Source organism: Streptomyces sp. NBC_00859 (assembly GCF_045161865.1).
Classification (GTDB): Bacteria; Actinomycetota; Actinomycetes; order Streptomycetales; family Streptomycetaceae; genus Streptomyces.
Genome location: NZ_CP108826.1, coordinates 5,448,100 through 5,473,076, shown reverse-complemented (window position 1 = coordinate 5,473,076; position 24,977 = coordinate 5,448,100). Strand labels below are relative to the sequence as shown.

Genomic DNA, 24,977 nt, shown 5'->3' with positions numbered 1-24,977 from the left:
TCCCGTACGGGCCCCGACCCCCGGTTCGGAGCACTCCGGCGCGCGGAACACCCCCGTACCGGGGCAGGCTTAACAGATATGGACATAGGTATTGATCTCGGAACGGCGAACACGCTCCTCTACGTCCGCGGCCAGGGCATCGTGCTCAACGAACCCTCCGTGGTGGCGATACGCGACTCCGGCCGCGGGGCCCCGGCCATCGGTGACGAGGCGCGGGAGAGCCTCGGGCGCACCCCGGAGTCGGTCACCGCGCTCCGCCCGATGCGCGAGGGGGTGATCGGCGACTACGAGGCCGCCAGAGAAATGATCAGGTACTTCGTGCGCAAGGCCCTCAAGGGCCGGCGGACCCGGACCCGCATGGTGGTCTGCATGCCGACCGGGGTGACTCCGGTGGAGCTGCGGGCCATCGTGCGGGCCGCGCAGGAGGCGGGCGGCCGTACCGTCCACCTGCTCGACGAATCGATGGCTGCGGCGATGGGGGCCGGCCTGCCGGTGGACGAACCACGCGGCTCGATGGTCGTCGACATCGGCGGCGGCACGACCGAGATCGCCGTGATCTCCATGGGCGGGATCGTCGTCTCGCAGTCGCTGCGCCTGGCGGGCGACCGGATGAACGCGGCGATCACCGACCACATCCGCCAGGAGCGCAGCCTGCTGATCGGCGAGCGGACCGCGGAGGAGGTCAAGCTGGAGATCGGCTCGGCCTGGCCGGTACCGGACGACCACGGGCTGGAGAGCCGGACCTGCACGGTGCGGGGGCGCGAGAAGTCCAACGGGGTGCCGACCGCGCTCGTCCTCACCGCCGCCGAGGTGCGGGAGGCGATGCGCGAGCCGATCGAGGCAGTCATCGCGGCGGTGCAGGCGACCCTCGCGGAGAGTCCGCCGGAGCTGGCGGCCGACGTGATGAAGCACGGGATCGTCCTGACGGGCGGCGGTGCGCTGCTGCCCGGTCTGGATCTGCGGATCGCGGAAGCGACCGGTATCGGCGTGACCGTGGCCGACGCACCGCTGGACTGCGTGGCACTGGGGACGGGCAAGTGTGTCGAGGAATTCGACTCGCAGTCCGCCAAGGTGCTGACGCCCACCACCTGACGTACCGCGCCGTGCCGCTGCGGGCATGACGAAGACCCCCGGCCGGAGCCGGGGGTCTTCGTCGTACGCGTGCTTGCCGCGCTTACGCCTGCGGCAGCCCGTCGAGCTGGGCCTGGATCCGCTCCATGTCCGTCTCGGCCTTGGCGAGGCGGGTGCGGATCTTGTCGACCACGTTGTCCGGCGCCTTGGCCAGGAACGCCTCGTTGCCGAGCTTCCCCAGCGCCTGCGCCTTCTCCTTCTCGGCGGCGCCGAGGTCCTTGGTCAGCCGCTTGCGCTCGGCCGGGACGTCGATCGTCCCCGACAGGTCGAGTGCGACCCTGGCGCCCGCGACCGGCAGCGAAGCGGTGGCGTGGAAGCCCTCCCCCGCGGGCTGGAGCCGCAGCACCTGGCGGATGGACGCCTCGTGCGGCGCCAGAGCCGTACCGTCCAGGTCGAGCTGGGCCGGGACCTTCTGGCCCGGCTGGAGTCCCTGGTCGGAGCGGAAGCGGCGGACCTCGGTGACCACCTGCTGGACCAGCACGATCTCCTGCTCGGCCGCGCTGTCGCGGAAGCCGGAGTCCTTCGGCCAGTCGGCCACGACGACCGACTCCTTGCCGGTGAGCGTGGTCCACAGCGTCTCGGTGACGAAGGGGACGATCGGGTGCAGCAGCCGCAGCATCACGTCGAGGACCTCACCGAGGACCCGCGCCGAGACCCGCGCCGGCTCGCCGCCCGCGAAGAACGTCGTCTTCGACAGTTCGACGTACCAGTCGAAGACCTCGTCCCACGCGAAGTGGTAGAGGGTGTCGGCGAGCTTCGCGAACTGGTAGTCGTCGTAGTACGCGTCCGCCTCGGCGACGACCGTGTTCAGCCTCGACAGGATCCACCGGTCGTTGGCCGACTGCTCCTCGGCGGGCGGCAGTTCACCCTCCACGTTGGCGCCGTTCATCAGCGCGAAACGGGTCGCGTTCCAGATCTTGTTGGCGAAGTTGCGCGACGCCTTGACCCAGTCCTCGCCGATCGGCACGTCCGCACCGGGGTTGGCGCCGTTGGCCAGGGTGAAGCGGACGGCGTCGGAGCCGTACTCGTCCATCCAGTCCAGCGGGTCCACCGCGTTCGGGTTCGACTTGGACATCTTCTTGCCGAACTCGTCACGGACGAGGCCGGTCAGCGCGATGGTGTGGAACGGTGCGACGCCGTCCATCGCGTAGAGGCCGAACATCATCATCCGGGCGACCCAGAAGAAGATGATGTCGTGCCCGGTGAGCAGGACGTCCGTTCCGTAGAACTTCTCCAGGTCCGGCGTCTGCTCCGGCCAGCCGAGCGTGGAGAACGGCCACAGACCGGAGGAGAACCAGGTGTCGAGGACGTCCTCGTCCTGGTGCCAGCCCTCACCGGTGGGCACCTCGTCGTCCGGTCCGACGCAGACCACCTCGCCCGCCGGGCCGTACCAGACGGGGATGCGGTGGCCCCACCACAACTGGCGTGAGATGCACCAGTCGTTGAGGTTGTCGACCCAGTCGAAGTAGCGCTTCTCCATCTCCTTCGGGTGGATCTTGACGCGGCCGTCACGGACCGCGTCGCCCGCGTCCTTGGCGAGCGTCTCGACCTTGACCCACCACTGCAGCGAGAGCCGGGGCTCGACGGTCGTCTTGCAGCGCGAGCAGTGGCCGACGGAGTGGGTGTACGGGCGCTTCTCGGCGACGACGCGGCCCTGCTCCCGCATGGCCTCGACGATCGTGGCGCGGGCCTCGAAGCGGTCGAGCCCGTGGAACGGGCCAGGCACCGTGATGACACCGCGCTCGTCCATGATCGTCATGGACTCCAGGCCGTGCCGCCGGCCGATGGCGAAGTCGTTCGGGTCGTGGGCGGGTGTCACCTTGACGGCGCCGGTGCCGAACTCGGGGTCGACATGCGCGTCGGCGACGACCGGGATGGTCCGATCGGTCAGCGGCAGCTTGATCCGCTTGCCGATGAGGTGCGCGTACCGGGCGTCGTCGGGGTGGACGGCAATCCCGGTGTCACCGAGCATCGTCTCGACCCGGGTGGTGGCGACGACCAGGGTCTCGTCGCCCTCGCCGTACTTCAGCGAGACCAGCTCACCGTCGTCGTCCTGGTAGTCGACCTCGATGTCGGAGATCGCGGTGAGGCAGCGCGGGCACCAGTTGATGATGCGCTCTGCGCGGTAGATCAGCTCGTCGTCGTAGAGCTTCTTGAAGATCGTCTGAACGGCCTTGGAGAGCCCTTCGTCCATCGTGAACCGCTCACGGGACCAGTCGACCCCGTCCCCGAGACGGCGCATCTGCCCGAGGATCCTGCCGCCGTACTGCTCCTTCCACTGCCAGACGCGCGCGGTGAACTCCTCACGCCCCAGGTCCTGGCGGGACTTGCCCTCCTCGGCGAGCTGCTGCTCGACCTTGTTCTGGGTGGCGATACCGGCGTGGTCCATACCGGGCAGCCACAGGGCCTCGTACCCCTGCATGCGCTTACGGCGGGTGAGGGCGTCCATCAGCGTGTGCTGGAAGGCGTGGCCCAGGTGGAGGGCGCCTGTGACGTTCGGCGGCGGGATGACGATCGTGTACGGGGGCTTCTCACTCTTGGCGTCGGCCTCGAAGTAACCGCGCTCCACCCAGCGCTCGTACAGCTTCCCCTCTACCTCGGCCGGCGCGTACTGGGTCGGCAGTTCGGTGGTGGGCGCTGGAGTCTGCGATGAGTTCTCGGTCACGGATTCAGTTTAAGGGCGTCACGGTCCCGTACTGAAACGGGAATCTTTGGTGAGACTGTGGCCCCCGTCTCCCCGGTGCGCCCGGGTGTCCGTCAGGATGTTCGCATCAGGTAAGCGTCAAGAGGGGGACCCACGTCCATGAGCTACAACCAGCCGGGACCGTACGGGCAGCAACCGCAGCAGCCGGGACCGTACGGACAGCAGCCGCCGCAGCAGCCCGGACCGTACGGACAGCAGCAGCAGCCCCAGCAGCAGCCCGGCAACCCGTACGGCCAGCCCGGCGGCCAGCCGCAGCCCGGCTACGGCTACCCGCAGCAGCCGCCGCAGGGCGTCCCGCCGCAGCCGGGGTACGGCTACCCGCAGCAGCAGCCCGGTCAGCCGAACCCTTACGGGCAGCAGCCCCAGCAGCCGCCGTACGGCCAGCAGCCCGCGTACGGCCAGGTGCCGCCGCCCCCGCAGGCTCCGAAGAAGAAGACGGGGCTGATCGTCGCCGCGGTGATCGTGGCGGTCGCGGTGATCGGCGGCGGGGCCTATCTGCTGACCGGGAACAGCGGCGGCAACAGCGATGTCGCCGACAGCACCAAGGGGTACAAGCTCGTCGCCCCCGCCTCGATCGGTGAGTACCAGAAGCAGTCGGGCGGCGACGAGTCTTCGTGGGGCAAGGACGGCAAGCAGAAGGCCGAGGGGATCGGGATCAAGAACCCCTCGAAGATGGGTGCCGCCTACAAGACCGGCACGGGCCTGACCGAGAAGGACCTCAACCTCTCCGGTCTGTGGGGCACGATCGACGATCCGGAGCAGGCCATTGACGGGGCCTTCGCCATGTCCAAGGCGGGTATCACCAAGAGCTCGTCCGACGGCGTCAAGGTGGAACTCGAGGACAGCCCCAAGACGGTCAAGCCCGCCGGGTTCAGCGGCGCCCTCATGAAGTGCCAGAACGCCAAGGTCACGAGCACCGCCGCCGACAGCGGCAGCAGCGACGCCACATCGCAGGTGCCGAAGACCTTTGAGCTGCCGATCTGTGTCTGGGCGGACTACAGCACCCTCGGGATCGTGCAGAACACCGACGTGTCACTGATCCTGACCAAGAAGACGCTCCCGATGGACGACGCCGCGGCCCTCGCGGCCAAGGTGTACAACGCGGCCCGCGTCAAGCAGTAGCCGCACAGGCCGAAGGGGCGCGGGCAGGTCCATCCGGACCTGCCCGTGCCCCTTCGTCGTTCCGTGAGCCGCTCGTACCGGCGGCGCTCGACGCGACCGCGGTTACGCGGACTTCTCGTGCCGTCCGTCGTTGCCGACGATCCGCGGCTCCCGCGGGACCAGCGTCGGGTTCACGTTGTCCCGGACGACGTCCGCCGTGATGACGACCCGGGCGACGTCCTGGCGGGACGGCACCTCGTACATCACCGACTGGAGGACCTCCTCCATGATGGCGCGCAGACCGCGTGCTCCGGTGCCGCGCAGGATCGCCTGGTCGGCGATGGCCTCCAGCGAGGGGCGGTCGAAGTCCAGCTCCACACCGTCGAGTTCGAAGAGGCGCTGGTACTGCTTCACCAGTGCGTTGCGCGGCTCGACCAGGATCTGCAGCAGCGCCTCACGGTCCAGGTTGTGGACCGAGGTCAGGACGGGGAGACGGCCGATGAACTCGGGGATCATCCCGAACTTCACCAGGTCCTCCGGCATGACCTCCTGGAACTGGTCGCTCGCCTCGATCTCCCGCTTGGAGCGGATCGTGGCGCCGAAACCGATGCCCTTCGCGCCCGCCCGGGACTCGATGATCCGCTCCAGACCGGAGAACGCGCCGCCCACGATGAACAGGACGTTCGTGGTGTCGATCTGGATGAACTCCTGGTGCGGGTGCTTGCGCCCGCCCTGCGGCGGCACCGAGGCCGTCGTGCCTTCCAGGATCTTCAGCAGGGCCTGCTGGACACCCTCGCCCGACACATCACGCGTGATCGACGGGTTCTCGCTCTTGCGGGCGACCTTGTCGATCTCGTCGATGTAGATGATGCCGGTCTCGGCCTTCTTGACGTCGTAGTCAGCGGCCTGGATCAGCTTGAGCAGGATGTTCTCGACGTCCTCGCCGACATAGCCGGCCTCCGTGAGCGCCGTCGCGTCCGCGATGGCGAACGGGACGTTGAGCATCCGCGCCAGTGTCTGCGCGAGCAGCGTCTTGCCGGAGCCGGTGGGGCCCAGCAGCAGGATGTTGGACTTGGCGAGCTCGATCGCGTCCTCGCGGCTGGTGCCGCCGCCGTTCTCGCCGGCCTGGACGCGCTTGTAGTGGTTGTAGACCGCTACCGAGAGGGCCTTCTTCGCGGGCTCCTGCCCGACGACGTACCCCTCGAGAAACTCGTAGATCTCGCGCGGCTTGGGCAGTTCCTCCCACCGCACTTCGGAGGTCTCCGCGAGCTCTTCCTCAATGATCTCGTTGCAGAGATCAATGCACTCGTCGCAGATGTACACCCCGGGGCCTGCGATGAGCTTCTTCACCTGCTTCTGGCTCTTCCCGCAGAACGAGCACTTGAGCAGGTCGCCGCCATCACCGATGCGTGCCACGAGGTGCTTCCCCTTCGCCTGGGAGCCGCCACGTTCAGCGGCTCCTGGTGCCTCATATTCGACGGTACCTTGCCGGACCCCTCGTTCGGGCCCCCCTTGGCACGGTTCACTTTGACGTGCACCGTGCCAGGGGACGGAAGGTAAATCAAACGCCCGTCAGGTGGACATCATTCCCACGGAGCCCTTACGCGTCGAAACGATCTGGTCGACGAGCCCGTAGGCGAGGGCGTCCTCAGCCGTGAGGATCTTGTCGCGCTCGATGTCGTCGCGGATCTTCTCCAGCGGCGTCGTGGAGTGCTTGGCCAGCAGGTCTTCCAACTGGGTACGCATCCGCAGGATTTCGTTGGCCGCGATCTCCAGGTCGGAGAGCTGCTCACGGCCGGTCTGCGAGGAGGGCTGGTGGATCAGCACACGGGCGTTGGGCAGTGCCATGCGCTTTCCGGGCGTACCGGCCGCCAGCAGGACCGCCGCGGCGGAGGCCGCCTGGCCCATGCAGACCGTCTGGATGTCCGGCTTCACGAACTGCATCGTGTCGTAGATCGCGGTCAGCGCGGTGAACGAGCCACCGGGGCTGTTGATGTAGATCGAGATGTCCCGGTCCGGGTCCATCGACTCCAGGCAGAGCAGCTGCGCCATGACGTCGTTGGCGGAGGCGTCGTCGATCTGCACACCGAGGAAGATCACACGCTCCTCGAAGAGCTTCGCGTACGGGTCGTACTCGCGCACGCCCTGCGAGGTGCGCTCGACGAAGCGCGGAACGATGTAGCGGTTGTCGACCTGCGGGCCGGTGTAGAGGCCGCTGGCGGAGGCGGAGAAGTCGTTCATGCTGGTGTTCACCATCCTGGTGGCGTTCAAGTGGTCGGTCGGGTTCGGAGGCAGGGATGCGGAGCGTCAGGCTCCGGTGCCGCCGCCGCCCGGAACGCCCGAGGCGGAGGAGATGATCTCGTCGATGAGGCCGTAGTCCTTGGCCTCCTCCGCCGTGTACCAGCGGTCGCGGTCACCGTCGCGGATGATCGCCTCGACGGTCTGGCCGGAGTGCCGGGCGGTGATCTCCGCCATGCGCTTCTTCGTGCGCAGCAGCTGCTCGGCCTGGATCTTGATGTCCGACGCGGTGCCGCCGAGACCGGCCGAACCCTGGTGCATCAGGATGTCGGTGTTGGGGAGCGCGAAGCGCTTGCCCGCGGTGCCGCCGGTCAGCAGGAACTGGCCCATCGAGGCCGCGAGGCCCATACCGATGGTGACCACGTCGTTCGGGATGTACTGCATGGTGTCGTAGACCGCCATGCCTGCCGTCACCGAGCCGCCGGGGCTGTTGATGTAAAGGAAGATGTCCTTGTCCGGGTCGGCTGCAAGGAGGAGCAGCTGCGCGGTGATCTTGTTGGCGATCTCGTCGTCGACCTGCTGGCCGAGGAAGATGATCCGCTCACCGAGCAGTCGGTTGTAGACCTGGTCGCCGAGGCCGCCACCGATGTTGGGCTCGCCGGCGGCGTAGGGCATCAGATTCGTCACGTATCCACCTGCTCGTCTCTGACGGCTCCGGCCGTCTCAGCGTCTTCGTACAGCAGGAGTGCGGGGGTGCTTGGTACTCCCGAGCTCTCCTCTTCATGGACCCTAACGCGCAGGTAGGACAACGCCATCCCGCTTCCCGAACTGTTCGCTGGGAGCGCAAGGTAGGGCCTGTGTCCGGGCCGGGCCGCGCGCGCGTACGACGAAGGGTCCGGACGTGCGGCACGCCCGGACCCTTCGATCGAGATCAGAACCGGCCGGGTTCAGGGACCGGGCCGGTCGAGACCAGTGGAGGCTCAGGCCTCCGTCTTGGTGTCGGCCGCGTCGTCGGCCGGCTCAGCGGCGGCGTCGGCGCCCTCGACGGCGTCGTCCTCGTCGTCGCTCAGGTCGACGACCTCACCGTTGGTGTCCTTGACCTTGACGGACTCGACGACGACCGCGAGGGCCTTTCCGCGGGCCACCTCGCCGACGAGCATCGGGACCTGGCCGCCCTCGACGACCGCCTGGGCGAACTGGTCGGGGCTCATGCCGGAGGACTGCGCACGCCGCATGAGGTGCTCGGTGAGCTCCTCCTGGTTGACGTTCAGCTTCTCCTTGTTGACCAGCTCGTCGAGGATGAACTGGGTCTTGATGCCCTTCTCGGCCTGCTCCTTGGTCTCGGCGGTGAACTCTTCCTCGGTCTTGCCCTGGATCTCCAGGTACTTGGCGAGGTCGAGGCCCATCTGGCCGAGCTGGTGGTGCTCCAGGTTGTGCTTGCGGGTGTTGATCTCGTCCTCGAGGAGCTTCTCGGGGATCGGGACCTCCGCCAGCTTCAGCAGCTCGTCGAGGACGCGCTCCTGGGCCTGGGTGGCCTGCTCGTACTGCTTGGTGCTTTCGAGGCGCTTGCGGCTGTCGGCCTTGAGCTCGTCCAGCGTGTCGAACTCGCTGGCCAGCTGGGCGAAGTCGTCGTCCAGGCCGGGAAGTTCACGAGCGGCGACCGCGGTGACCTTGACGGTGACCTCGGCGGGCTTGCCCTCGGCGGAGCCGCCCTTGAGCTCGGAGGTGAAGGTGGCCTCGCCACCGGCCTCCAGGCCGGTCACGGCGTCGTCGATACCGTCGAGCAGCTCACCGGAACCGATGGTGTACGAGACACCCTCGGCCACGCCGTCCTCCAGGACCTCGCCGTCGACCTTGGCCTCAAGGTCGATCGTGACGACGTCGCCGTCGGCGGCGGCGCGCTCGACGGGGTTGGTGGACGCGAAACGGCCACGCAGCTCTTCGACGGCCTTGTCGACGTCCTCGTCGCTGACGTCGACGGCGTCGACCTCGATCTCGATGCCGGAGTAGTCCGGGATCTCGATCTCGGGCCGTACGTCGACCTCGGCGGTGAAGGAGAGCAGCTCGCCGTCCTTGAGCTCCGTGATGTCGACCTCGGGCTGGCCGAGGACGTTCAGCTCACCCTCGTTGACGGCCTCGGTGTAGAACTTCGGGAGGGCGTCGTTGACGGCCTCCTCCAGCACCGCACCGCGGCCGAAGCGCTGGTCGATCACGCGGTTCGGGATCTTGCCCTTACGGAAGCCCTTCACCGTGACCTGCTCGTTGATCTTCTTGTACGCCGCGTCGAGGCTGTCCTTGAGCTCCTCGAAGGGCACCTCAATGCTGAGCCGAACCCGAGTCGGATTCAGGGTCTCCACGGCGCTCTTCACGGTTCGGTCTCCTTGGGGGCTGACTTCAGAATCTCTGCCCGGTTGAGAGACACGCGGGCACACAGCTTGCATAGTAACGGCAAGCAGGAGGAGACCCACAATGCGATCTTGGTACTGGTCGGGGTGGCCGGATTCGAACCGACGACCTTCCGCTCCCAAAGCGGACGCGCTACCAAGCTGCGCCACACCCCGTCGGTGCGAGACGTAGGGTACATGGCCGCCCGCCGTGACGTTGCGGCATTACGCGGCGCGGGACGGGTGTGCGCCGACCGGCTCCGACCCGCTACGATGCTTCTCGTGCCGCGGTCAGTCCGACCTGCGGCGCCTGCGGGCGTAGCTCAATGGTAGAGCCCTAGTCTTCCAAACTAGCTACGCGGGTTCGATTCCCGTCGCCCGCTCCATACGACGAAGGCCCAGGCAAGAGGACGTTTCCCTCCGCCTGGGCCTTCGCCGTTCCCGGGTACCGGTCAGCCGTCCGTGCGGCGCCGCGTGCCCGTTCCTGACGGGGCCGCGCCGGGGAACACCGACCGCCCGAACGGCGGCGCGACCGGCATCCGCGGCCGGCCGTGTTCCGGTGGTGCGGACCGGCGGTGTCATCGACGAACAGGCAGCTCTGCGGATCGGCCCGGACCCGCCGGGCGGCCGCCGCGAAGACGCGCGGCGCCGGCTCGGCCACTCCGATACGGGAAGTACTGGTCACGGTCGCGGATGCGGCGACGGGGGCCGCCCCGGCGAGATGTTCCTGCGGCCGGGTGGTGCCGTCGGGAACCCGGCCCAAAGGATCACGGCCACCTCACCGCGGACCGCGGCAGGCAGCTCCACGACATCGGCCTCGGCTCGGCCGGGGAGCACGCCCCGGGCCCTGCCGGCTCCCGGGCCCGCTCGGGCGATCCGCTCACCGGCGTCAGGCCGTCCGCGACGCGGGACCGCCCTTCCGCGTCGCCGAGTCATCGCGTAGCGGCCACTCCCGAGGAGCCCGCCCGGACGCGGGCAGCGGACTCACCGCGCCACCCCTCAACTCCGGGAGGGACGCTAGAACTTGATCTGGTTGATCGTGTCGGCTATCGAGTTGAGGAACCTGTTGATCGACGGGGCCATACCCGTCGACGCCAGGAAGAAGCCGAAGAGCATGGCGACGATCGCGGGACCGGCCTTGATGGATCCACCGCGGATCAACACCACAAGGACGATCGCCAACAGCAGCACCACAGACAGTGAGATGGCCACAACTGATCACAACCCTTGGTCGGTCCGCCTTGCCGGCCGGGAACGTTGTCGTTCCAGCACTTCTTCCGCGGGTCCATGGTGCCACCAACAGGCCTGTGGTTGTTGCCCGGTGACGAAACGACGCCGATCGGATCGCGCCATCCCCAGCACATCGCGTCCCCGGTCACGGCGCCGCCGCGCCGGGCGCCGCCCGCGTCGACGGGGGCAATTTCCGGACCGCTCGGCGCGGCACTCCCGGGAGTAAATTCAGATCGATCGTTTCACTGCCCACACACTTCGTTCACAGGTGTTTCCGATAGGACTGAACCAGCCGCCGAACGGGGGCTGGAGGCGATCGTTATGCGGCATTTAAGTAGGATGAGATACCTCATATGCGGACATAAGATCAGGGTAGTAAAGGTAAGCCGCGCGGGTACACGTACTGCGAATATCACAGACATCGGAGAGGGTTTTACGGATTCCCTCAGGCGACGCTAGGGTTCCTCGAATGGTTCACGCTCCACACGGATATCAGCGGGCCCCACTCCCCCTGGCGCGGGAGACGGAACCCGAAACCCCCACGGCTCCACAGGCGCCACAGAGACCCCCCACAGCGCACTCACAGGCGCCCGAGTCCGGCGCCAAGAAGCAGCGCAACGCGCTCTTCGACAACGCGAAGTTCCTCGCCATCGTGCTCGTGGCCATGGCGCACGCATGGGAACCGATCATGGACGGCAGCCGCACCACCCGGGCGCTGTACATGTTCATCTACACGTTCCACATGCCCGCATTCATCATTATCTCGGGTTATTTCTCCCGTAGTTTCGACATGCGTCCCGACCGGCTGCGCCGCCTGGTGACGGGTGTCGTCGTCCCTTATGTGATCTTCGAGACCACTTACTCGCTCTACGAGAAGTGGGGCAACAACGACCCCGGTCACGAGATCAGCCTGCTCGACCCTTACTACCTGACGTGGTTCCTGATCGCCCTCTTCATCTGGCGGCTCACGACACCGATCTGGCGCAATCTGCGCTATCCGATGACCATCTCGCTCGTCATCGCGGTCCTCGCGTCGATCACCCCGAACATCAGCGACGACCTCGACATGCAGCGGGTCCTCCAGTTCCTTCCGTTCTTCGTGCTGGGCCTGAAGCTCAAGCCCGAGCACTTCCAGCTGGTGCAGCGCCGGGGTGCGCGGCCCCTCGCGATCGTGATCATGCTCGTCACGCTGGTGTTCTCCTACTGGGCCGCGCCCCGGATGACGCTCAACTGGTTCTACCGGGGCACCAGTGCCCAGGAGCTCGGCGTCGGCTGGTGGGAGGGCGTCGTCATGACGCTCGGCCTCACCGTGTGCGGTCTGGTGCTGAGCGCCTGCTTCCTGGCCCTGGTGCCGCGCGGCAAGACCTGGTTCACCGCGCTCGGGGCCGGCACGCTCTGCGGTTATCTGCTGCACGGTCTGCTGATCAAGACCATTGAGTACGCGGGCTGGGTCGACGACTTCAGCTGGCTGAAGAGCCCGATGGGCGAGATCTTCAGCACGCTGTTCATGGCAGCCGCCGTGACGCTGTTCTGCACCCGTCCGGTCTGTCGCGTGATGCGCTTCGCGACGGAGCCCGAGATGAAGTGGGCCTTCCGGCCCGATCCGGTGGAGAACGCACGTGAGCGGGAGCGCGAGAAGGTTCCTGCCTAGGACCGCCTGACCGGTCCGGTCCCCCGCAGGTGCCCGGACCCGTGTCCGTGAGCTGAACCAGTACCGGCCAACGGTCGCAGTACGCCCCGTCCGACGAAGACCCGTCGGACGGGGCGTACTGCGTCACGGAGCCGGTGGAGCCCAGGGCTCCCCCGGAGTGCGCCCCTCCGCCCGCGTCCCCGGCCTCACAAGCGCAACCCCGCAGGGCGACCGCACAGCGCAACCTCACAGGGCGACCGCACGGGGCGACCGCACGGGGCGACCGCGCAGGCCGATGCCGGTCAGAGCACCGGCCCCGCGTCGCCGTCACGGCAGATCAGCAGCAGCGCCCTGTCGTCGTTGACGTCCTTGGCGACCGCCTCGATCAGATGCCACGCCGCCCCCTCGAAGGTGCTGGCGACATAACGGTCGGCTTCCCCGGTCAGCCGGTCGATCCCTTCGCTGATGTCCCGGTCGGGCGCTTCCACCAGGCCGTCGGTGAAGAGCATCAGGACGTCACCCGGGCCCAGCGAGCCCTTGGCCGCGTCGAACTGGGCGCCGTCGTAGACACCGAGCAGCGGACCCTCGCCCGACTTCTCCTCCCAGCGCCCGCTGCCCGCGTGCAGCTGGAGCGCCGGAAGATGACCCGCCGAGAGCAGTTCGTAGTCGCCCGAGTCCAGGTCGAGGACCAGATGGATGGAGGTGGCGAACCCTTCGTCCCAGTCCTGGCGCAGCAGATAGCCGTTGGCCGCGGGCAGGAAGTCGTGGGGCGGGAGCGAGCCGAGGAGACCGCCGAAGGCGCCCGAGAGCAGCAGGGCGCGGGAGCCCGCGTCCATCCCCTTGCCCGAGACGTCCGTCAGGACGACTTCGAGGATGCGGCCCCCACTGGTGCGCGCCGCGACCACGAAGTCACCCGAGAAGGACTGCCCGCCGGCCGGCCGCAGCGCCATCTCACGGTGCCATCCCTGCGGCAGCCGCGGCAGTTTGCTCTGCACGCGGATTCGTTCGCGCAGGTCGAAGAGCATGGTCCCGCCACGCCTCCACGGCACCCCGACCCTGCTGCGGAACTGCGCGATGAGCAGCCCGAAGAGTCCGCAGGCGGCCACGGTGAGAACCGTGCCCGGGGTGACCCCGGCGGCGCCGCCGGCGTACGGACCGAGCTTGACCGATTCGACGATGAGGGCGGCGGCCGCGGCGGCGTAGAGGCCGAGGAGGCTCGCCGGCCGCAGCAGCAGCCCCCCGGCCACGATGGGCAGGACCAGGGTCGAGGGCGAGCACCAGACAGGAGTGAGGATGGTCGCCCAGGCCAGCGCCGGGACACTCAGCAGCAGCGTGGCAAGGGCGAGGCCTTCGGATCCGTCACCCCTGAAGTAGTCGACACCGGAGCGGCGCAGCACTGTCCGGACCCGGTGCGCCGACTTCCGCATCCGGGCCGTGAACGCTTCTTCCCCGACGCGACCGGCCATTGCTCGGACCTTATCCACCCGTGCGGGTCCCGCGCAGGGGGACCCTGTGACATTGCGTTCGAAATTGACTCGCCCGGTGTGGGCCCCGCTGGTAGGGATGGCTCATGGATACAGAGCTGAAGGTACTGCGCCGCGAGGACCTGGACACCTGGTATGCGCTGCTGGTGCGAGCCTTCGGCGGTGTTGACGAGTCACCCGATGAGCGGGAGCTCTGGGACGACCTCACCGAGTGCGAGCGCTCGATCACCGCCTGGGAAGCGGACCAGTGCGTGGGCACGGCAGGGGCGTTCAGCTTCCGGCTCTCCGTGCCGGGCGGCGCGTTCGTACCCGCGGCGGGCGTGACCATGGTCAGTGTCGCGGCGACGCACCGGCGGCGCGGGATCCTGACGTCCATGATGCGGCGGCAGTTGGACGACGTGCGGGCGCTCGGTGAGCCACTGGCCGTACTGACCGCTTCGGAGCCGGAGATCTACGGCCGGTTCGGATACGGCATCGCCTCGCGGCAGTTGACGGCGGAGATCGACACCTCGCGGGTGAAGCTCGCGGTGCCCGCGGGGACCGACTCGGTACGGCTGCGGTACGCGCCGGTCCAGGAGGCGGCCGAGCAGTGCGAGGCACTGTACGTACGCTCGATCGGTTCCCGCCCCGGGATGCCGGCGCGGATGCCGGGCTGGGAGCGGCTGCCGCTGCTCGACCCGCCCGCCGAGCGTGGTGGAGCGTCACCCCTGCAGTGCGTGGTTGCCGAGCGGGACGGCGAGATGGTGGGTTATGCGCGTTTCCACACCAAGCCCGAGTCGGACGAGGCGGGCCCCAAGGGCTCCGTCAGGCTGCGTCACATCGATGCGGTGGACCCGGCGGCGAACGCCGCGCTGTGGCGCTTCCTGTTCGGTATCGACCTGACCTCGACGCTGCACGTCCGTAACCGGCCCATGGACGACCCCTGGCAGTATCTGGTGTCGGACCTCCGCCGGTGCCGGCTCCAGGTCCGTGATGTGCTGCATCTGCGGCTGGTCGATGTGGGTGCCGCGCTCGGAGCGCGTACGTACCGGGCCCCGGTGGATGCGGTGTTCGGTGTCGAGGACGCGTTCTGCCCCTGGAACAGCGGGAATTGGCGGCTCACGGGTGATGCCGCCGGCGCTGTCTGCGTCCGGACCGACGACCCGGCCGATCTCGCACTCTCGGTGCGGGAGCTCGGGGCCGCCTATCTGGGCGGTACATCACTGTCCGCGCTCGCGGGCGCGGGTCTGGTTCGGGAGCTGCGACCGGGTGCACTGGCCGGTGCGTCCCACGCCTTCGGTTCGGAGAAGGCGCCCTGGCTGCCGCACGGCTTCTAGCGGTCTGCCCCAAGGTGCCTTGCACCAGGCCGTGTCCGGGTCGCGCGCTCATGGTGCAAGGCCGCTAACGCTGCTGGCAGTCCGGACACCAGAAGAGGTTGCGGGCGGCCAGCGGCGCGGTGCGGATCCCGGCGCCGCAGAGGTGGCAGGGCATCGCGGCCCGGCGGTAGACATACACCTCTCCGCCGTGGTCGTCGACCCGAGGCGCCCGGCCGGTCACCTCGGGCATGTGCTCGGGGCGGACGGTGTCGATGCGGTTGTTGCGTACGCCTTCCCGCATCAGGGCGACCAGGTCGGCCCAGACCGTGTCCCACTCGGTGCGGGTGAGGTCCTTGCCCGCCCGGTACGGGTCGATGCCGTGCCGGAAGAGGACCTCGGCGCGGTAGACGTTGCCGACGCCCGCGATCACCTTCTGGTCCATGAGCAGGGCGGCCACGGTCGTACGGGAGCGGGAGACACGGGCCCAGGCACGGTCCGGGGAGTCGCCGGGCCTGAGCGGATCGGGGCCGAGCCGGTCGTGTATCGCCTGCTTCTCGGCGTCCGTGATCAGCGCGCAGGTGGTCGGGCCCCTGAGGTCGGCGTACGCCTCGTCGTTGACCAGCCGCAGGCGCACCGTGTCGGTGGGCGGCACTGCGGGCGCGGTGCCGAAGCCCAGCTTCCCGAACAGGCCGAGGTGGATATGGACCCAGCCGCCCGCGCCGAAGCCCAGGAACAGGTGCTTCCCGTGCGCCTCGGTGCTCTCCAGCGTGTGCCGGTCGATGAGCGCCGCGCTGCCGGAGAACTTGCCCTGCGGGCTGGAGGCGCGCACAGGCCGGCCGCCGAACCTCTCGAAGTGGTCGGCGGCCAGTCGGTGGATCGTGTGGCCCTCGGGCACGGAGCGGTTAGTCCTTCTGCGGGTGGTGGGCCGGGACCGGCGGCAGGTCGCCTGTCGCCTCGTACGCGGTGAGCATGTCGATCCGGCGCTGGTGGCGCTCCTCGCCGGAGTACGGCGTGGCGAGGAAGATCTCGACGAACTTCACCGCCTCCTCCTGGGTGTGCATCCGGCCGCCGACGGAGATGACGTTGGCGTCGTTGTGCTCACGACCGAGAGCTGCGGTCTGCTCACTCCACGCGAGCACCGCCCGTACCCCCTTGACCTTGTTGGCCGCGATCTGCTCACCATTGCCCGAGCCACCGATGACGACGCCGAGGCTGTCGGGGTCCGCGGCCGTCTTCACGGCGGCCCGGAGGCAGAACGGCGGGTAGTCGTCCACGGCGTCGTAGATGTGCGGACCGCAGTCCACGGGCTCGTGCCCGTGGGCGGTGAGCCACTCGACGAGGTGGTTCTTGAGTTCGTAACCGGCATGATCGGAACCGAGGTACACGCGCATGCTTCGAGTGTGGCACGCCGGGTAGGTGGGACGCCTGGTCGGGGCACGTATCGCGTGACCCGTTCGCGACAATTAAGGACAGAGAGCATGAGTGCTGCACCTCCTTCGCGGGTCGCTGAGAGACCGCCCGGCGGCGACTCTCCTGATGGACTTCAGGCTGGTCTGAAGAACCGCCATCTCTCGATGATCGCCATCGGTGGTGTGATCGGCGCGGGGCTGTTCGTGGGCTCCGGTGCCGGGATCAACGCCGCGGGCCCCGGCATTCTGCTCTCGTACGCGCTGACCGGCCTGCTCGTCGTCCTCGTGATGCGGATGCTGGGCGAGATGGCGGCCGCGGATCCGGTCTCCGGTTCCTTCTCCACGTATGCGGACCGGGCGCTCGGCCGGTGGGCCGGCTTCACCATCGGCTGGCTCTACTGGTTCTTCTGGGCCGTGGTCCTCGCGGTGGAGGCGACAGCCGCCGCGTCGATCCTCACCGGGTGGGTGCCCGCGATACCGCAGTGGGCGTGGGCGCTCCTGGTGATGCTGGTGCTGACCGGCACCAACCTGGTCTCGGTCGGCTCCTTCGGCGAATTCGAATTCTGGTTCGCCGGGATCAAGGTCGTCTCGATCATTGCCTTCATCGTGATCGGCCTCCTCGCCATCTTCGGTCTGCCGCCCGGCGGCGACCCCGCGGGGATGAGCAATCTGACCGGACACGGAGGTTTCCTGCCGAACGGGCCCGGCGCGATCCTCTCCGGCATGCTGCTGGTCGTCTTCTCCTTCATGGGCTCGGAGATCGTGACCCTGGCCGCCGCCGAGTCACCCAACCCGGTGCAGGCCGTCCGCAAGGCGGTGAACAGCGTGATCTGGCGGATCGCGCTCTTCTACATCGGTTCGATCTTCGTCATCGTCACCCTGCTGCCGTGGGACTCCAAGGCGGTCACGGCCAGTCCCTACGTCGCCGTGCTGGACTCGCTGGACATCCCAGGGGCCGGCACGATCATGGATGTCGTGGTGCTGACCGCGGTGCTCTCCTGCCTCAACTCCGGCCTGTACACGGCCTCCAGGATGGCCTTCTCGCTCGGTCAGCGCGGTGACGCGCCGAAGGCGTTCGCCACGGTGAACCGCGGCGGCGTGCCCGCGGTCGCGATCTGGGCGTCCGTCGCGTTCGGTTTCGTCGCGGTGTTCTTCAACTACATCGCCCAGGACACCGTCTTCGAGTTCCTGCTGAACTCCTCGGGCGCGGTGGCTCTCTTCGTCTGGCTCGTCATCTGCTTCTCGCAGCTGCGGATGCGCCGCAGGATCGAGCGGGAGAGCCCGGAGCTGCTGACCGTACGGATGTGGCTGTACCCGTATCTGACCTGGGCGACGATCGGCCTGATCCTCTTCGTGGTCGGCTACATGCTGTACGACACCGAGGGGCGCAAGCAGATGCTGCTCTCGGTACTGGTGGCCGCGCTCGTCATGGTGGTGGCGGTGGTGCGGGACCGCCGGCGCAAGACCGCCGGCGTCGCCGGATCCCCGGAGCCGGCCGAGTCGCCCGGTCCTGCCGGGTCGGGCGGCTGATCCGCACGCACCGGACCGGACAGCTTGAGCACACAGCTTGATCGCATGCGGGAGGGGCCTCACCCGGCAACCGGAGTGAGGCCCCTCCCGCGTGTCTGTGCTGTGCCCGCGGGTCAGCCGCGGCGGCCCGCCAGCTTCCAGGCGCTCGGCAGTGCGCCCATGGCGAGGGCCGCCTTCAGCGCGTCGCCGATGAGGAACGGGACGAGACCGGCGGCGACGGCCGCGGAGGCGGACATGCCGGTGGCCAGCGCCAGGTAGGGGACGCCGACCGCGTAGATGATCGCCGAGCCGAGCACCATGGTGCCGGCGGTACGCAGTACGGACCGGTCGCCGCCGCGGCGGGCGAGTGAGCCGACCACGGCCGAAGCGAGCAGCATGCCGAGGACGTACCCGAACGTGGCGCCACCGGGGCCCGAGGTGCCGTTGGCGAACCACGGCATGCCCGCCATACCCACCAGCGCGTACACCGCCAGGGAGAGGAAGCCGCGGCGCGCACCGAGCGAGGCGCCCACGAGCAGCGCGGCGAAGGTCTGCCCGGTGACCGGAACCGGGGAGCCGGGGACGGGCACGGCGATCTGCGCCGCTATGCCGGTGAGCACCGCGCCACCGAGCACGAGCGCGATGTCGCGGGTACGGGTGGCCGGCAGCAGGTCGGCGAGAACCGCTCCGGGGCGGGTGGTGGCGGCAGCAGTGCTCATCGGGACTCCGCGAGTGAGGGCAGACAGGGAACAGGCTGACGTTAGCGCGGTGCCCCCGCCCGGAACACCATCAGCCGCCGACAAAGCGGAGGTTGAGGGTTTGGTTGGTTTCATACAAAGCTCACGGTTCAACCACCTTCGTGCGTGATGCTCGTCACTGGAGGTCCTGGCAGGTAGATCTCCGTTGCGGAACAGGCGAAGGCTTGGGGACACTGTGGGATCTCACCAAACCGTCCCGCCAAATCGTCCAGAGCATCGTGAGCGTCGAGCACCATGTCCGAACCACTCCCGGCGGAGCCTCTCTCCGCAGGACTGAAGCAGCGCCATCTGACCATGCTCGGCCTGGGCGGGGTGATCGGCGCCGGGCTCTTCGTGGGTTCGGGCGCCGGGATCGCGGTCGCGGGCCCCGGCATCGTCGTCTCCTATCTGATCGCGGGCACCCTGGCGATGCTGGTGATGCGGATGCTCGGCGAGATGTCGTCGGCGCTCCCCGCCTCCGGGTCGTTCTCGGTGCACGCGGAGCGCGCACTCGGGCGCTGGGCCGGGTTCACGGTGGGGTGGCTGTACTGGTTCCTGCTGGTGGTCGTCCTCGCCGTGGAGGCGACAGCCGCGGCCCAGATCGCCAACGGCTGGGTGCCGGGTGTGCCGCAGTGGGCCTGGGTACTGGTCTTCATGGTGGTCTTCACCGTCGCCAACCTCGCGGCCGTGCGGAACTTCGGCGAGTTCGAGTTCTGGTTCGCGGCCCTGAAGGTCGGCGCGATCACCCTCTTCCTGGTGCTCGGGCTGCTGGCGGTCTTCGGCGTGCTCCCGGACACCGACCCCGTCGGTCTGACCAACCTCACCGGACAGGGCGGCTTCCTGCCGCACGGCTGGCACGGCGTCATCTCCGGTGTGCTCACGGTCGTGTTCGCCTTCGGCGGTCTGGAGGTCGTGACGATCGCCGCCGCGGAGACCGACAACCCGGCCCGTGCGGTCGGCCGGGCGGTGCGCAGCGCGGTGTTCCGGATGCTCTTCTTCTACGTGGGGTCGATGCTGGTCATCGTGACGGTGCTGCCCTGGAGCGCGCAGAAGGCGGGACTCTCCCCGTACGTGACGGTGCTCGACTCCATCGGCGTGCCCTCCGCGGGATCCATCATGAACATCGTCGTCTTCGTGGCGATGCTCTCCGCGCTGAACGCCAATCTGTACGGCTCCTCGCGGATGATCTTCTCGCTGTCCGAGCGGGGTGAGGCGCCGCGCGCTCTGCTCAAGGTCACCGGCAGCGTGCCGCGCCGGGCCGTCCTCGCCTCGGTCGCCTTCGGGTTCGTGTCGGTCCTGCTCAATCTGGAGTGGCCCGACTCGGTCTTCCTCTACATGCTCAACGCGGTCGGCGCGGTGCTGCTGTTCGTCTGGGCCCTGATCGCCGCCTCCCAGCTGCGGCTGCGCCGCAGGATCGAGCGGGAGAGCCCGGAGCTGCTGCAGCTGAGGATGTGGGGCTTCCCGTGGCTGACCTGGGTCACCCTGGCCGGTCTCGCCATCGTTCTCGTCCTGATGCTGACCGATGCCACGGCGCGCCCGCAGTTGCTGTGGTCGCTGGGCGCGACGGCCGTGGTGCTGGCCGTCGCGGGTGTACGGGAGTTCAGCGCACGGCGGGACCGGGCTCAGCCCCGCGGCACCGACCGGCCCTGAGCGGCCCTGAGCGGGATACAGAACGGGATACAGAAGCAGCAGGAAGGGCGGGCACCGGCAAGGTGTCCGCCCTTCCTGCTGCGCACGCCAGGCATCCAGGAGTCGGCGCCGGTCGTTCCGGCTTCCGGACCGCGGGGCCTCCCGCGCCTCAAACGCATCTGCTGTTAGCCTGCACTTGCATAGAGGTTGCAATAAGCAGTCGGAGGGCTCGGACGACATGGCGACTTACACACTTCCTGAACTTCCGTACGACTACGCGGCGCTGGAACCGGTGATCAATCCCCAGATCATCGAGCTGCACCACGACAAGCACCACGCCGCGTATGTGAAGGGCGCGAACGACACGCTGGAGCAGCTGGCGGAAGCGCGCGACAAGGACCAGTGGGGCGCGGTGAACGGGCTGGAGAAGAACCTCGCGTTCCACCTCTCCGGCCACATCCTGCACAGCATCTACTGGCACAACATGACCGGCGACGGAGGCGGCGAGCCCCTCGGCCAGGACGGCGTCGGCGATCTCGCCGGCGCGATCGCCGAGTCCTTCGGGTCGTTCGCCACGTTCAAGGCCCAGCTGACCAAGGCCGCCGCGACCACTCAGGGTTCGGGCTGGGGCGTCCTCGCCTACGAGCCGCTCAGCGGGCGGCTCATCGTCGAGCAGGTCTACGACCACCAGGGCAACGTCGGCCAGGGTTCGGTTCCGGTCCTGGTCTTCGACGCCTGGGAGCACGCCTTCTACCTCCAGTACAAGAACCAGAAGGTGGACTTCATCGAGGCGATGTGGAAGGTCGTCAACTGGCAGGACGTGGCGAAGCGTTACGCCGCGGCCAGGGCGCGGGCGGATGTGCTGCTGCTCACACCGTGACGGTGCGGGCCCCATGACGGCCTGCTCGTGATCGTCTTCTCAGCCTTCACCCGCAGGCGGACAAAGGCAGCCGGCCTCCGCGAGGACATGACTCGCGGAGGCCGGCTGTTCGCGTTCCGGTGGCCGGCCGGCTGCCCGGCCGCCCGGGTCAGTCGAAGACCGGGCCCTGCGTACGGGTCCGCTTGATCTCGTAGAAACCGGGGACCGAGGCGACCATCAGCGTGCCGTCCCAGAGCCGCGCCGCCTCCTCGCCCTTGGGCGCCGGGGTGACGACCGGGCCGAAGAAGGCGACCTGGCTGCCGTCCGCGCCGGGGACCGCGATGACCGGGGTGCCGACGTCCTGGCCGACCCTTTCGATTCCGTCGCGGTGGGACGCGCGCAGCTCCGCCTCGTAGTCGAACGGGTCCTGGTCCGCGTAGTCGATCAGCTCGGGAGGCAGGCCGACCTCGTCCAGCGCGGCCACGATGGCCTCGCGGGCCGGGCCCTGGCCCTCGTTGTGGAACCGCGTGCCGAGCGCGGTGTACAGCTTGCCGACGACCTCGTCACCGTGCTTCTGCTGGGCGGCGACTACGACCCGCACCGGCGCCCAGGCCGCGGCGAGCCGCTCGCGGTACCCGTCGGGCAGGTCGTCCCGGTTCTCGTTGAGGACGGCCAGGCTCATCACGTGCCAGCGGATCTCGACGTCCCGCACCTTCTCGACCTCCAGCATCCAGCGGGAGGTCATCCACGCCCAGGGGCACAGCGGATCGAACCAGAAGTCGACGGGGGTCTTCTCGGTCATGTCTCTCCTCGGGAGGCGCACTTCTCGTCTGCGGCAACTCTTCCGCTGGAACACCCGGGGCCGCCCCCGCCATTCCCGGACGCCGGCCCTGAGTGGCACGTGAAAGGATCCGAGCCACGGAACGTATACACGAAGGAGTGCCCGTGCCCGGTGAGAATCTGTCCCGCGACGAAGCCCGGAGGCGCGCCGAGCTGCTCTCCGTCGACGGGTATGCGGTCGCCCTCGATCTGCGCTCGGCGATCGGGGACAGCCCGGACGGCGAGCCGCGTACGTTCCGCTCGGTGACGACCGTGCGGTTCCGCTGCGAGCAGCCGGGCGCCGCCACCTTCGCCGACCTGATCGCTCCGTCGGTGACATCGGTGACGCTGAACGGGCGGACGCTCGACCCGGCCGTCGTCTTCGACGGCTCCCGGATCGCGCTCGACGACCTCGCCGCGGAGAACGTCCTGGTCGTGGACGCGCAGTGCGCGTACAGCAGGACGGGCGAAGGCCTGCACCGCTTCGTGGACCCGGAGGACGGCGAGGTCTATCTGTACACGCAGTACGAGCCCGCCGACTCGCGCAGGGTCTTCACCAACTTCGAACAGCCCGACCTGAAGGCGCCCTACACGTTCCGGGTGACCGCACCCGACGGCTGGACGGTGTGGAGCAACGGCGCGGGCGAGCGGACCGACGGGGTGTGGGACTTCGCGGAGACCAAGCCGATCTCGACGTACATCACCGCGGTCGTCGCCGGTCCCTACCACCGGGTCACGGACGTCTACCGCCGGACCCTGGACGACGGGACCGAGCTGGAGATCCCGCTCGGCGCCCTCTGCCGCAAGGGCCTTGCCAGGCACTTCGACGCCGATGACATCTTCCTCGTCACCAAGCAGGGCCTGGACTTCTTCCACGACCACTTCGACTTCCCGTACCCCTTCGGCAAGTACGACCAGGCCTTCGTACCCGAGTACAACCTCGGCGCGATGGAGAATCCGGGTCTGGTGACGTTCCGCGAGGAGTACATCTACCGGGGCAAGGTGACCCGCGCGGCGTACGAGTCGCGGGCCAACGTCATCCTTCACGAGATGGCCCACATGTGGTTCGGCGACCTCGTCACGATGGTCTGGTGGGACGACCTGTGGCTGAAGGAGTCCTTCGCGGACTTCATGGGCTGCTTCTCGATGGTGAACGCCACACGCTTCACCGACGGCTGGATCACCTTCGCCAACAACCGCAAGTCCTGGGCTTACCGCGCCGACCAGCTGCCGTCCACCCACCCGGTCACGGCCGACATCCGTGATCTGGAGGACGCCAAGCTGAACTTCGACGGGATCACCTACGCCAAGGGTGCTTCCGTGCTCAAGCAGCTGGTCGCCTACGTCGGGCAGGACGCCTTCCTGGAGGGCGCGCGCCGCTACTTCAAGCGGAACGCCTACGGGAACACCCGGCTCGGCGATCTGCTGTCCGTGCTGGAGGAGACGAGCGGCCGGGACATGGTGTCCTGGTCCCGCTCCTGGCTCCAGACCGCCGGCGTCAACTCGCTGACGCCCGCCGTCGTCCATGACGCGGAGGGCCGCATCACGGAACTCTCGGTCCTGCAGGACGCGGCCGGCACACACCCCGAGCTGCGCCCGCACCGGGTCGCTGTCGGGCTGTACCGGGTCGAGGACGGGGCCCTCGTGCGGTACGCGCGCGCCGAGGCCGACGTCGCGGGTGCCCGCACGGTCGTGTCGGAGCTGGCAGGTGCGGAGCGTCCCGACCTGGTGCTGGTCAACGACGACGACCTCACGTACTGCAAGATCCGCTTCGACGAGGACTCTCTGGACACGCTCCGCGAACACCTCGGCGACATCACCGACCCGCTCGCCCGCGCCCTCTGCTGGTCCGCGCTGTGGAATCTGACCCGCGACGCGCTGATGCCGGCCAGGGACTTCATCGCCCTGGTCCTGCGGTTCGCAGGCCGTGAGTCGGACATCGGTGTGCTGCAGATGCTGCACGCCTGGACGCGGAGCGCGCTGCTGCACTACTCCGCGCCCGAGTGGCGCGAGGAAGGCGGCCGGCTGCTCTCGGAAGGCGCGCTGCGCGAGCTGCGACTGGCCGAGCCCGGCAGCGAGGCACAGCTCACCTGGGCCCGGTTCTTCGCGTCCACCGCGACGTCCGGCACCGATTTCCAGCTGCTCCAGGGGCTGCTCGACGGCACGGCGAAGATCGACGGGCTCGATGTGGACCAGGAGCTGCGCTGGGTGCTGCTCGCCCCGCTCGCCTCGCACGGCGTCGCCGACGAACAGGGCATCGCGGCGGAACTGGCCCGCGACGACACGGCGTCCGGGAAGCGGCACGAGGTGCGCGCCCTGGCCTCGCGGCCGTCGGCGGAGGTCAAGGCTGCGGCCTGGACGGCGCTCGTGGAGTCCGACGTACTGTCCAACGCTCTGGTGGAGGCGACGATCGGGGGCTTCGGCCAGGCGTCGCAGCGGGAGCTGACCGCCCCGTACGCACCGAAGTACTTCGAGGCCATCGAGCGGGTGTGGTCCGAGCGTTCGATCCAGATCGGGATGCTCGTCGTGAGGGGCCTCTTCCCCGCTCTGCAGGACAACCGGCCGACCCTGGACGCGACGGACGCCTGGCTGGAGGGGCACCGGGACGCCGCGCCCGCGCTGCGCAGGCTCGTCCTTGAGGCACGCGACGATCTGGCCCGCTCGCTGCGCGCACAGGCGTGCGACGTCGGCGCGGGCCGGGCGGTCTGAGAGCAGCCGCGTCCCTCCGCGGGCCGTCGCCCTTGGGCCATTCGGGCGACGGCCTGATCGGCCATCGAACGCCCGTACTTTAGGACGGGGTTGTCCGGTTTTGCCGACA

At 68.6% G+C, this 24,977-nt stretch carries 19 protein-coding genes and 2 tRNA genes; 9 read left to right on the top strand and 12 right to left on the bottom strand.

Annotated features, from left to right (window positions below; translation table 11 throughout):
- Positions 1-78: 78 nt before the first annotated feature.
- Complete coding sequence (locus OG584_RS23955) at positions 79-1,092, top strand: rod shape-determining protein (protein WP_405780786.1); 1,014 nt, start codon at positions 79-81, stop codon at positions 1,090-1,092.
- An 82-nt stretch (positions 1,093-1,174) separates the two neighbouring features.
- On the opposite strand, the gene OG584_RS23950 is transcribed toward OG584_RS23955, so the two are convergent.
- A complete protein-coding gene (locus OG584_RS23950; RefSeq protein ID WP_405780785.1) occupies positions 1,175-3,796 on the bottom strand; it encodes a valine--tRNA ligase in 2,622 nt (873 codons plus the stop codon).
- Positions 3,797-3,934: 138 nt separating this feature from the next.
- On the opposite strand from OG584_RS23950, the gene OG584_RS23945 reads away from it, so the two are divergent.
- Positions 3,935-4,957: a hypothetical protein gene (locus tag OG584_RS23945; protein ID WP_405780784.1), complete on the top strand. Its 1,023-nt coding sequence runs from the start codon at positions 3,935-3,937 to the stop codon at positions 4,955-4,957.
- A gap of 102 nt (positions 4,958-5,059) precedes the next feature.
- Here the strand turns inward: OG584_RS23945 and clpX are convergent, their stop codons facing one another.
- From clpX to OG584_RS23920, 5 genes are all read right to left on the bottom strand, one after another.
- A complete protein-coding gene (gene clpX / locus OG584_RS23940) occupies positions 5,060-6,352 on the bottom strand; it encodes an ATP-dependent Clp protease ATP-binding subunit ClpX (RefSeq protein ID WP_405780783.1) in 1,293 nt (430 codons plus the stop codon).
- Positions 6,353-6,508: 156 nt separating this feature from the next.
- The gene (locus tag OG584_RS23935; RefSeq protein ID WP_405780782.1) at positions 6,509-7,192 is read right to left on the bottom strand and encodes an ATP-dependent Clp protease proteolytic subunit; all 684 of its coding nucleotides are present in this window, start codon (positions 7,190-7,192) and stop codon (positions 6,509-6,511) included.
- 51 nt (positions 7,193-7,243) lie between these two features.
- The gene (locus OG584_RS23930; RefSeq protein ID WP_405784247.1) at positions 7,244-7,849 is read right to left on the bottom strand and encodes an ATP-dependent Clp protease proteolytic subunit; all 606 of its coding nucleotides are present in this window, start codon (positions 7,847-7,849) and stop codon (positions 7,244-7,246) included.
- A gap of 305 nt (positions 7,850-8,154) precedes the next feature.
- Positions 8,155-9,543, bottom strand: a complete 1,389-nt coding sequence (tig, locus tag OG584_RS23925; RefSeq protein WP_405780781.1) for a trigger factor — start codon at positions 9,541-9,543, stop codon at positions 8,155-8,157.
- Positions 9,544-9,658: 115 nt separating this feature from the next.
- Positions 9,659-9,735: transfer RNA gene (locus tag OG584_RS23920), tRNA-Pro, on the bottom strand.
- Positions 9,736-9,870: 135 nt separating this feature from the next.
- Between OG584_RS23920 and OG584_RS23915 the strand changes: the two genes are divergently transcribed.
- Positions 9,871-9,944, top strand: a tRNA-Gly gene (locus tag OG584_RS23915).
- Between the two features lie 631 nt (positions 9,945-10,575).
- Here OG584_RS23915 and OG584_RS23910 read toward each other — a convergent pair.
- Positions 10,576-10,770: a hypothetical protein gene (locus OG584_RS23910; RefSeq protein ID WP_164261160.1), complete on the bottom strand. Its 195-nt coding sequence runs from the start codon at positions 10,768-10,770 to the stop codon at positions 10,576-10,578.
- A 487-nt stretch (positions 10,771-11,257) separates the two neighbouring features.
- Here OG584_RS23910 and OG584_RS23905 point away from each other — a divergent pair, with 487 nt between their 5' ends.
- Positions 11,258-12,439: an acyltransferase family protein gene (locus tag OG584_RS23905; RefSeq protein ID WP_405780780.1), complete on the top strand. Its 1,182-nt coding sequence runs from the start codon at positions 11,258-11,260 to the stop codon at positions 12,437-12,439.
- A 281-nt stretch (positions 12,440-12,720) separates the two neighbouring features.
- On the opposite strand, the gene OG584_RS23900 is transcribed toward OG584_RS23905, so the two are convergent.
- Positions 12,721-13,884, bottom strand: coding sequence for a PP2C family protein-serine/threonine phosphatase (locus OG584_RS23900; protein WP_405780778.1), 1,164 nt, complete (start codon positions 13,882-13,884; stop codon positions 12,721-12,723).
- 104 nt (positions 13,885-13,988) lie between these two features.
- Here OG584_RS23900 and OG584_RS23895 point away from each other — a divergent pair, with 104 nt between their 5' ends.
- Entirely contained in the window at positions 13,989-15,218 is a 1,230-nt protein-coding gene (locus tag OG584_RS23895) for a GNAT family N-acetyltransferase (RefSeq protein ID WP_405780777.1), read from the top strand.
- A gap of 64 nt (positions 15,219-15,282) precedes the next feature.
- Here the strand turns inward: OG584_RS23895 and OG584_RS23890 are convergent, their stop codons facing one another.
- Positions 15,283-16,092 carry an Fpg/Nei family DNA glycosylase gene (locus OG584_RS23890; RefSeq protein WP_405780776.1) on the bottom strand — a complete coding sequence of 270 codons (810 nt, stop codon included), beginning with the start codon at positions 16,090-16,092 and terminating at the stop codon, positions 15,283-15,285.
- 7 nt (positions 16,093-16,099) lie between these two features.
- Positions 16,100-16,588, bottom strand: coding sequence for a ribose-5-phosphate isomerase (locus OG584_RS23885; RefSeq protein ID WP_405780775.1), 489 nt, complete (start codon positions 16,586-16,588; stop codon positions 16,100-16,102).
- 87 nt (positions 16,589-16,675) lie between these two features.
- On the opposite strand from OG584_RS23885, the gene OG584_RS23880 reads away from it, so the two are divergent.
- A complete protein-coding gene (locus OG584_RS23880; RefSeq protein WP_405780774.1) occupies positions 16,676-18,136 on the top strand; it encodes an amino acid permease in 1,461 nt (486 codons plus the stop codon).
- A gap of 113 nt (positions 18,137-18,249) precedes the next feature.
- Here the strand turns inward: OG584_RS23880 and OG584_RS23875 are convergent, their stop codons facing one another.
- Positions 18,250-18,834: a biotin transporter BioY gene (locus OG584_RS23875; RefSeq protein WP_405780773.1), complete on the bottom strand. Its 585-nt coding sequence runs from the start codon at positions 18,832-18,834 to the stop codon at positions 18,250-18,252.
- Between the two features lie 273 nt (positions 18,835-19,107).
- Between OG584_RS23875 and OG584_RS23870 the strand changes: the two genes are divergently transcribed.
- Complete coding sequence (locus tag OG584_RS23870; RefSeq protein WP_405780772.1) at positions 19,108-20,502, top strand: amino acid permease; 1,395 nt, start codon at positions 19,108-19,110, stop codon at positions 20,500-20,502.
- 217 nt (positions 20,503-20,719) lie between these two features.
- Positions 20,720-21,361 (top strand): superoxide dismutase, encoded by a 642-nt coding sequence (locus tag OG584_RS23865; protein ID WP_405780771.1) that lies wholly within the window; start codon positions 20,720-20,722, stop codon positions 21,359-21,361.
- A gap of 148 nt (positions 21,362-21,509) precedes the next feature.
- Here OG584_RS23865 and OG584_RS23860 read toward each other — a convergent pair whose 3' ends face one another.
- The gene (locus OG584_RS23860; protein WP_405780770.1) at positions 21,510-22,142 is read right to left on the bottom strand and encodes a DsbA family protein; all 633 of its coding nucleotides are present in this window, start codon (positions 22,140-22,142) and stop codon (positions 21,510-21,512) included.
- Positions 22,143-22,285: 143 nt separating this feature from the next.
- Here OG584_RS23860 and pepN point away from each other — a divergent pair, with 143 nt between their 5' ends.
- Positions 22,286-24,868, top strand: coding sequence for an aminopeptidase N (gene pepN, locus OG584_RS23855; protein ID WP_405780769.1), 2,583 nt, complete (start codon positions 22,286-22,288; stop codon positions 24,866-24,868).
- Positions 24,869-24,977: the final 109 nt, after the last annotated feature.

Excerpts from the sequence above, each read along its gene's own strand:
- OG584_RS23930 (WP_405784247.1), bottom strand. The coding sequence starts at position 7,849 with ATGCCCTACGCCGCCGGCGAGCCCAACATCGGTGGCGGCCTCGGCGAC.
- OG584_RS23875 (WP_405780773.1), bottom strand. The coding sequence starts at position 18,834 with ATGAGCACTGCTGCCGCCACCACCCGCCCCGGAGCGGTTCTCGCCGAC.
- OG584_RS23870 (WP_405780772.1), top strand. The coding sequence starts at position 19,108 with ATGTCCGAACCACTCCCGGCGGAGCCTCTCTCCGCAGGACTGAAGCAG.
- OG584_RS23900 (WP_405780778.1), bottom strand. The coding sequence starts at position 13,884 with ATGGCCGGTCGCGTCGGGGAAGAAGCGTTCACGGCCCGGATGCGGAAG.
- OG584_RS23935 (WP_405780782.1), bottom strand. The coding sequence starts at position 7,192 with ATGGTGAACACCAGCATGAACGACTTCTCCGCCTCCGCCAGCGGCCTC.
- OG584_RS23945 (WP_405780784.1), top strand. The coding sequence starts at position 3,935 with ATGAGCTACAACCAGCCGGGACCGTACGGGCAGCAACCGCAGCAGCCG.
- OG584_RS23895 (WP_405780777.1), top strand. The coding sequence starts at position 13,989 with ATGGATACAGAGCTGAAGGTACTGCGCCGCGAGGACCTGGACACCTGG.
- OG584_RS23865 (WP_405780771.1), top strand. The coding sequence starts at position 20,720 with ATGGCGACTTACACACTTCCTGAACTTCCGTACGACTACGCGGCGCTG.
- OG584_RS23905 (WP_405780780.1), top strand. The coding sequence starts at position 11,258 with ATGGTTCACGCTCCACACGGATATCAGCGGGCCCCACTCCCCCTGGCG.
- OG584_RS23885 (WP_405780775.1), bottom strand. The coding sequence starts at position 16,588 with ATGCGCGTGTACCTCGGTTCCGATCATGCCGGTTACGAACTCAAGAAC.
- OG584_RS23955 (WP_405780786.1), top strand. The coding sequence starts at position 79 with ATGGACATAGGTATTGATCTCGGAACGGCGAACACGCTCCTCTACGTC.
- OG584_RS23880 (WP_405780774.1), top strand. The coding sequence starts at position 16,676 with ATGAGTGCTGCACCTCCTTCGCGGGTCGCTGAGAGACCGCCCGGCGGC.
- OG584_RS23860 (WP_405780770.1), bottom strand. The coding sequence starts at position 22,142 with ATGACCGAGAAGACCCCCGTCGACTTCTGGTTCGATCCGCTGTGCCCC.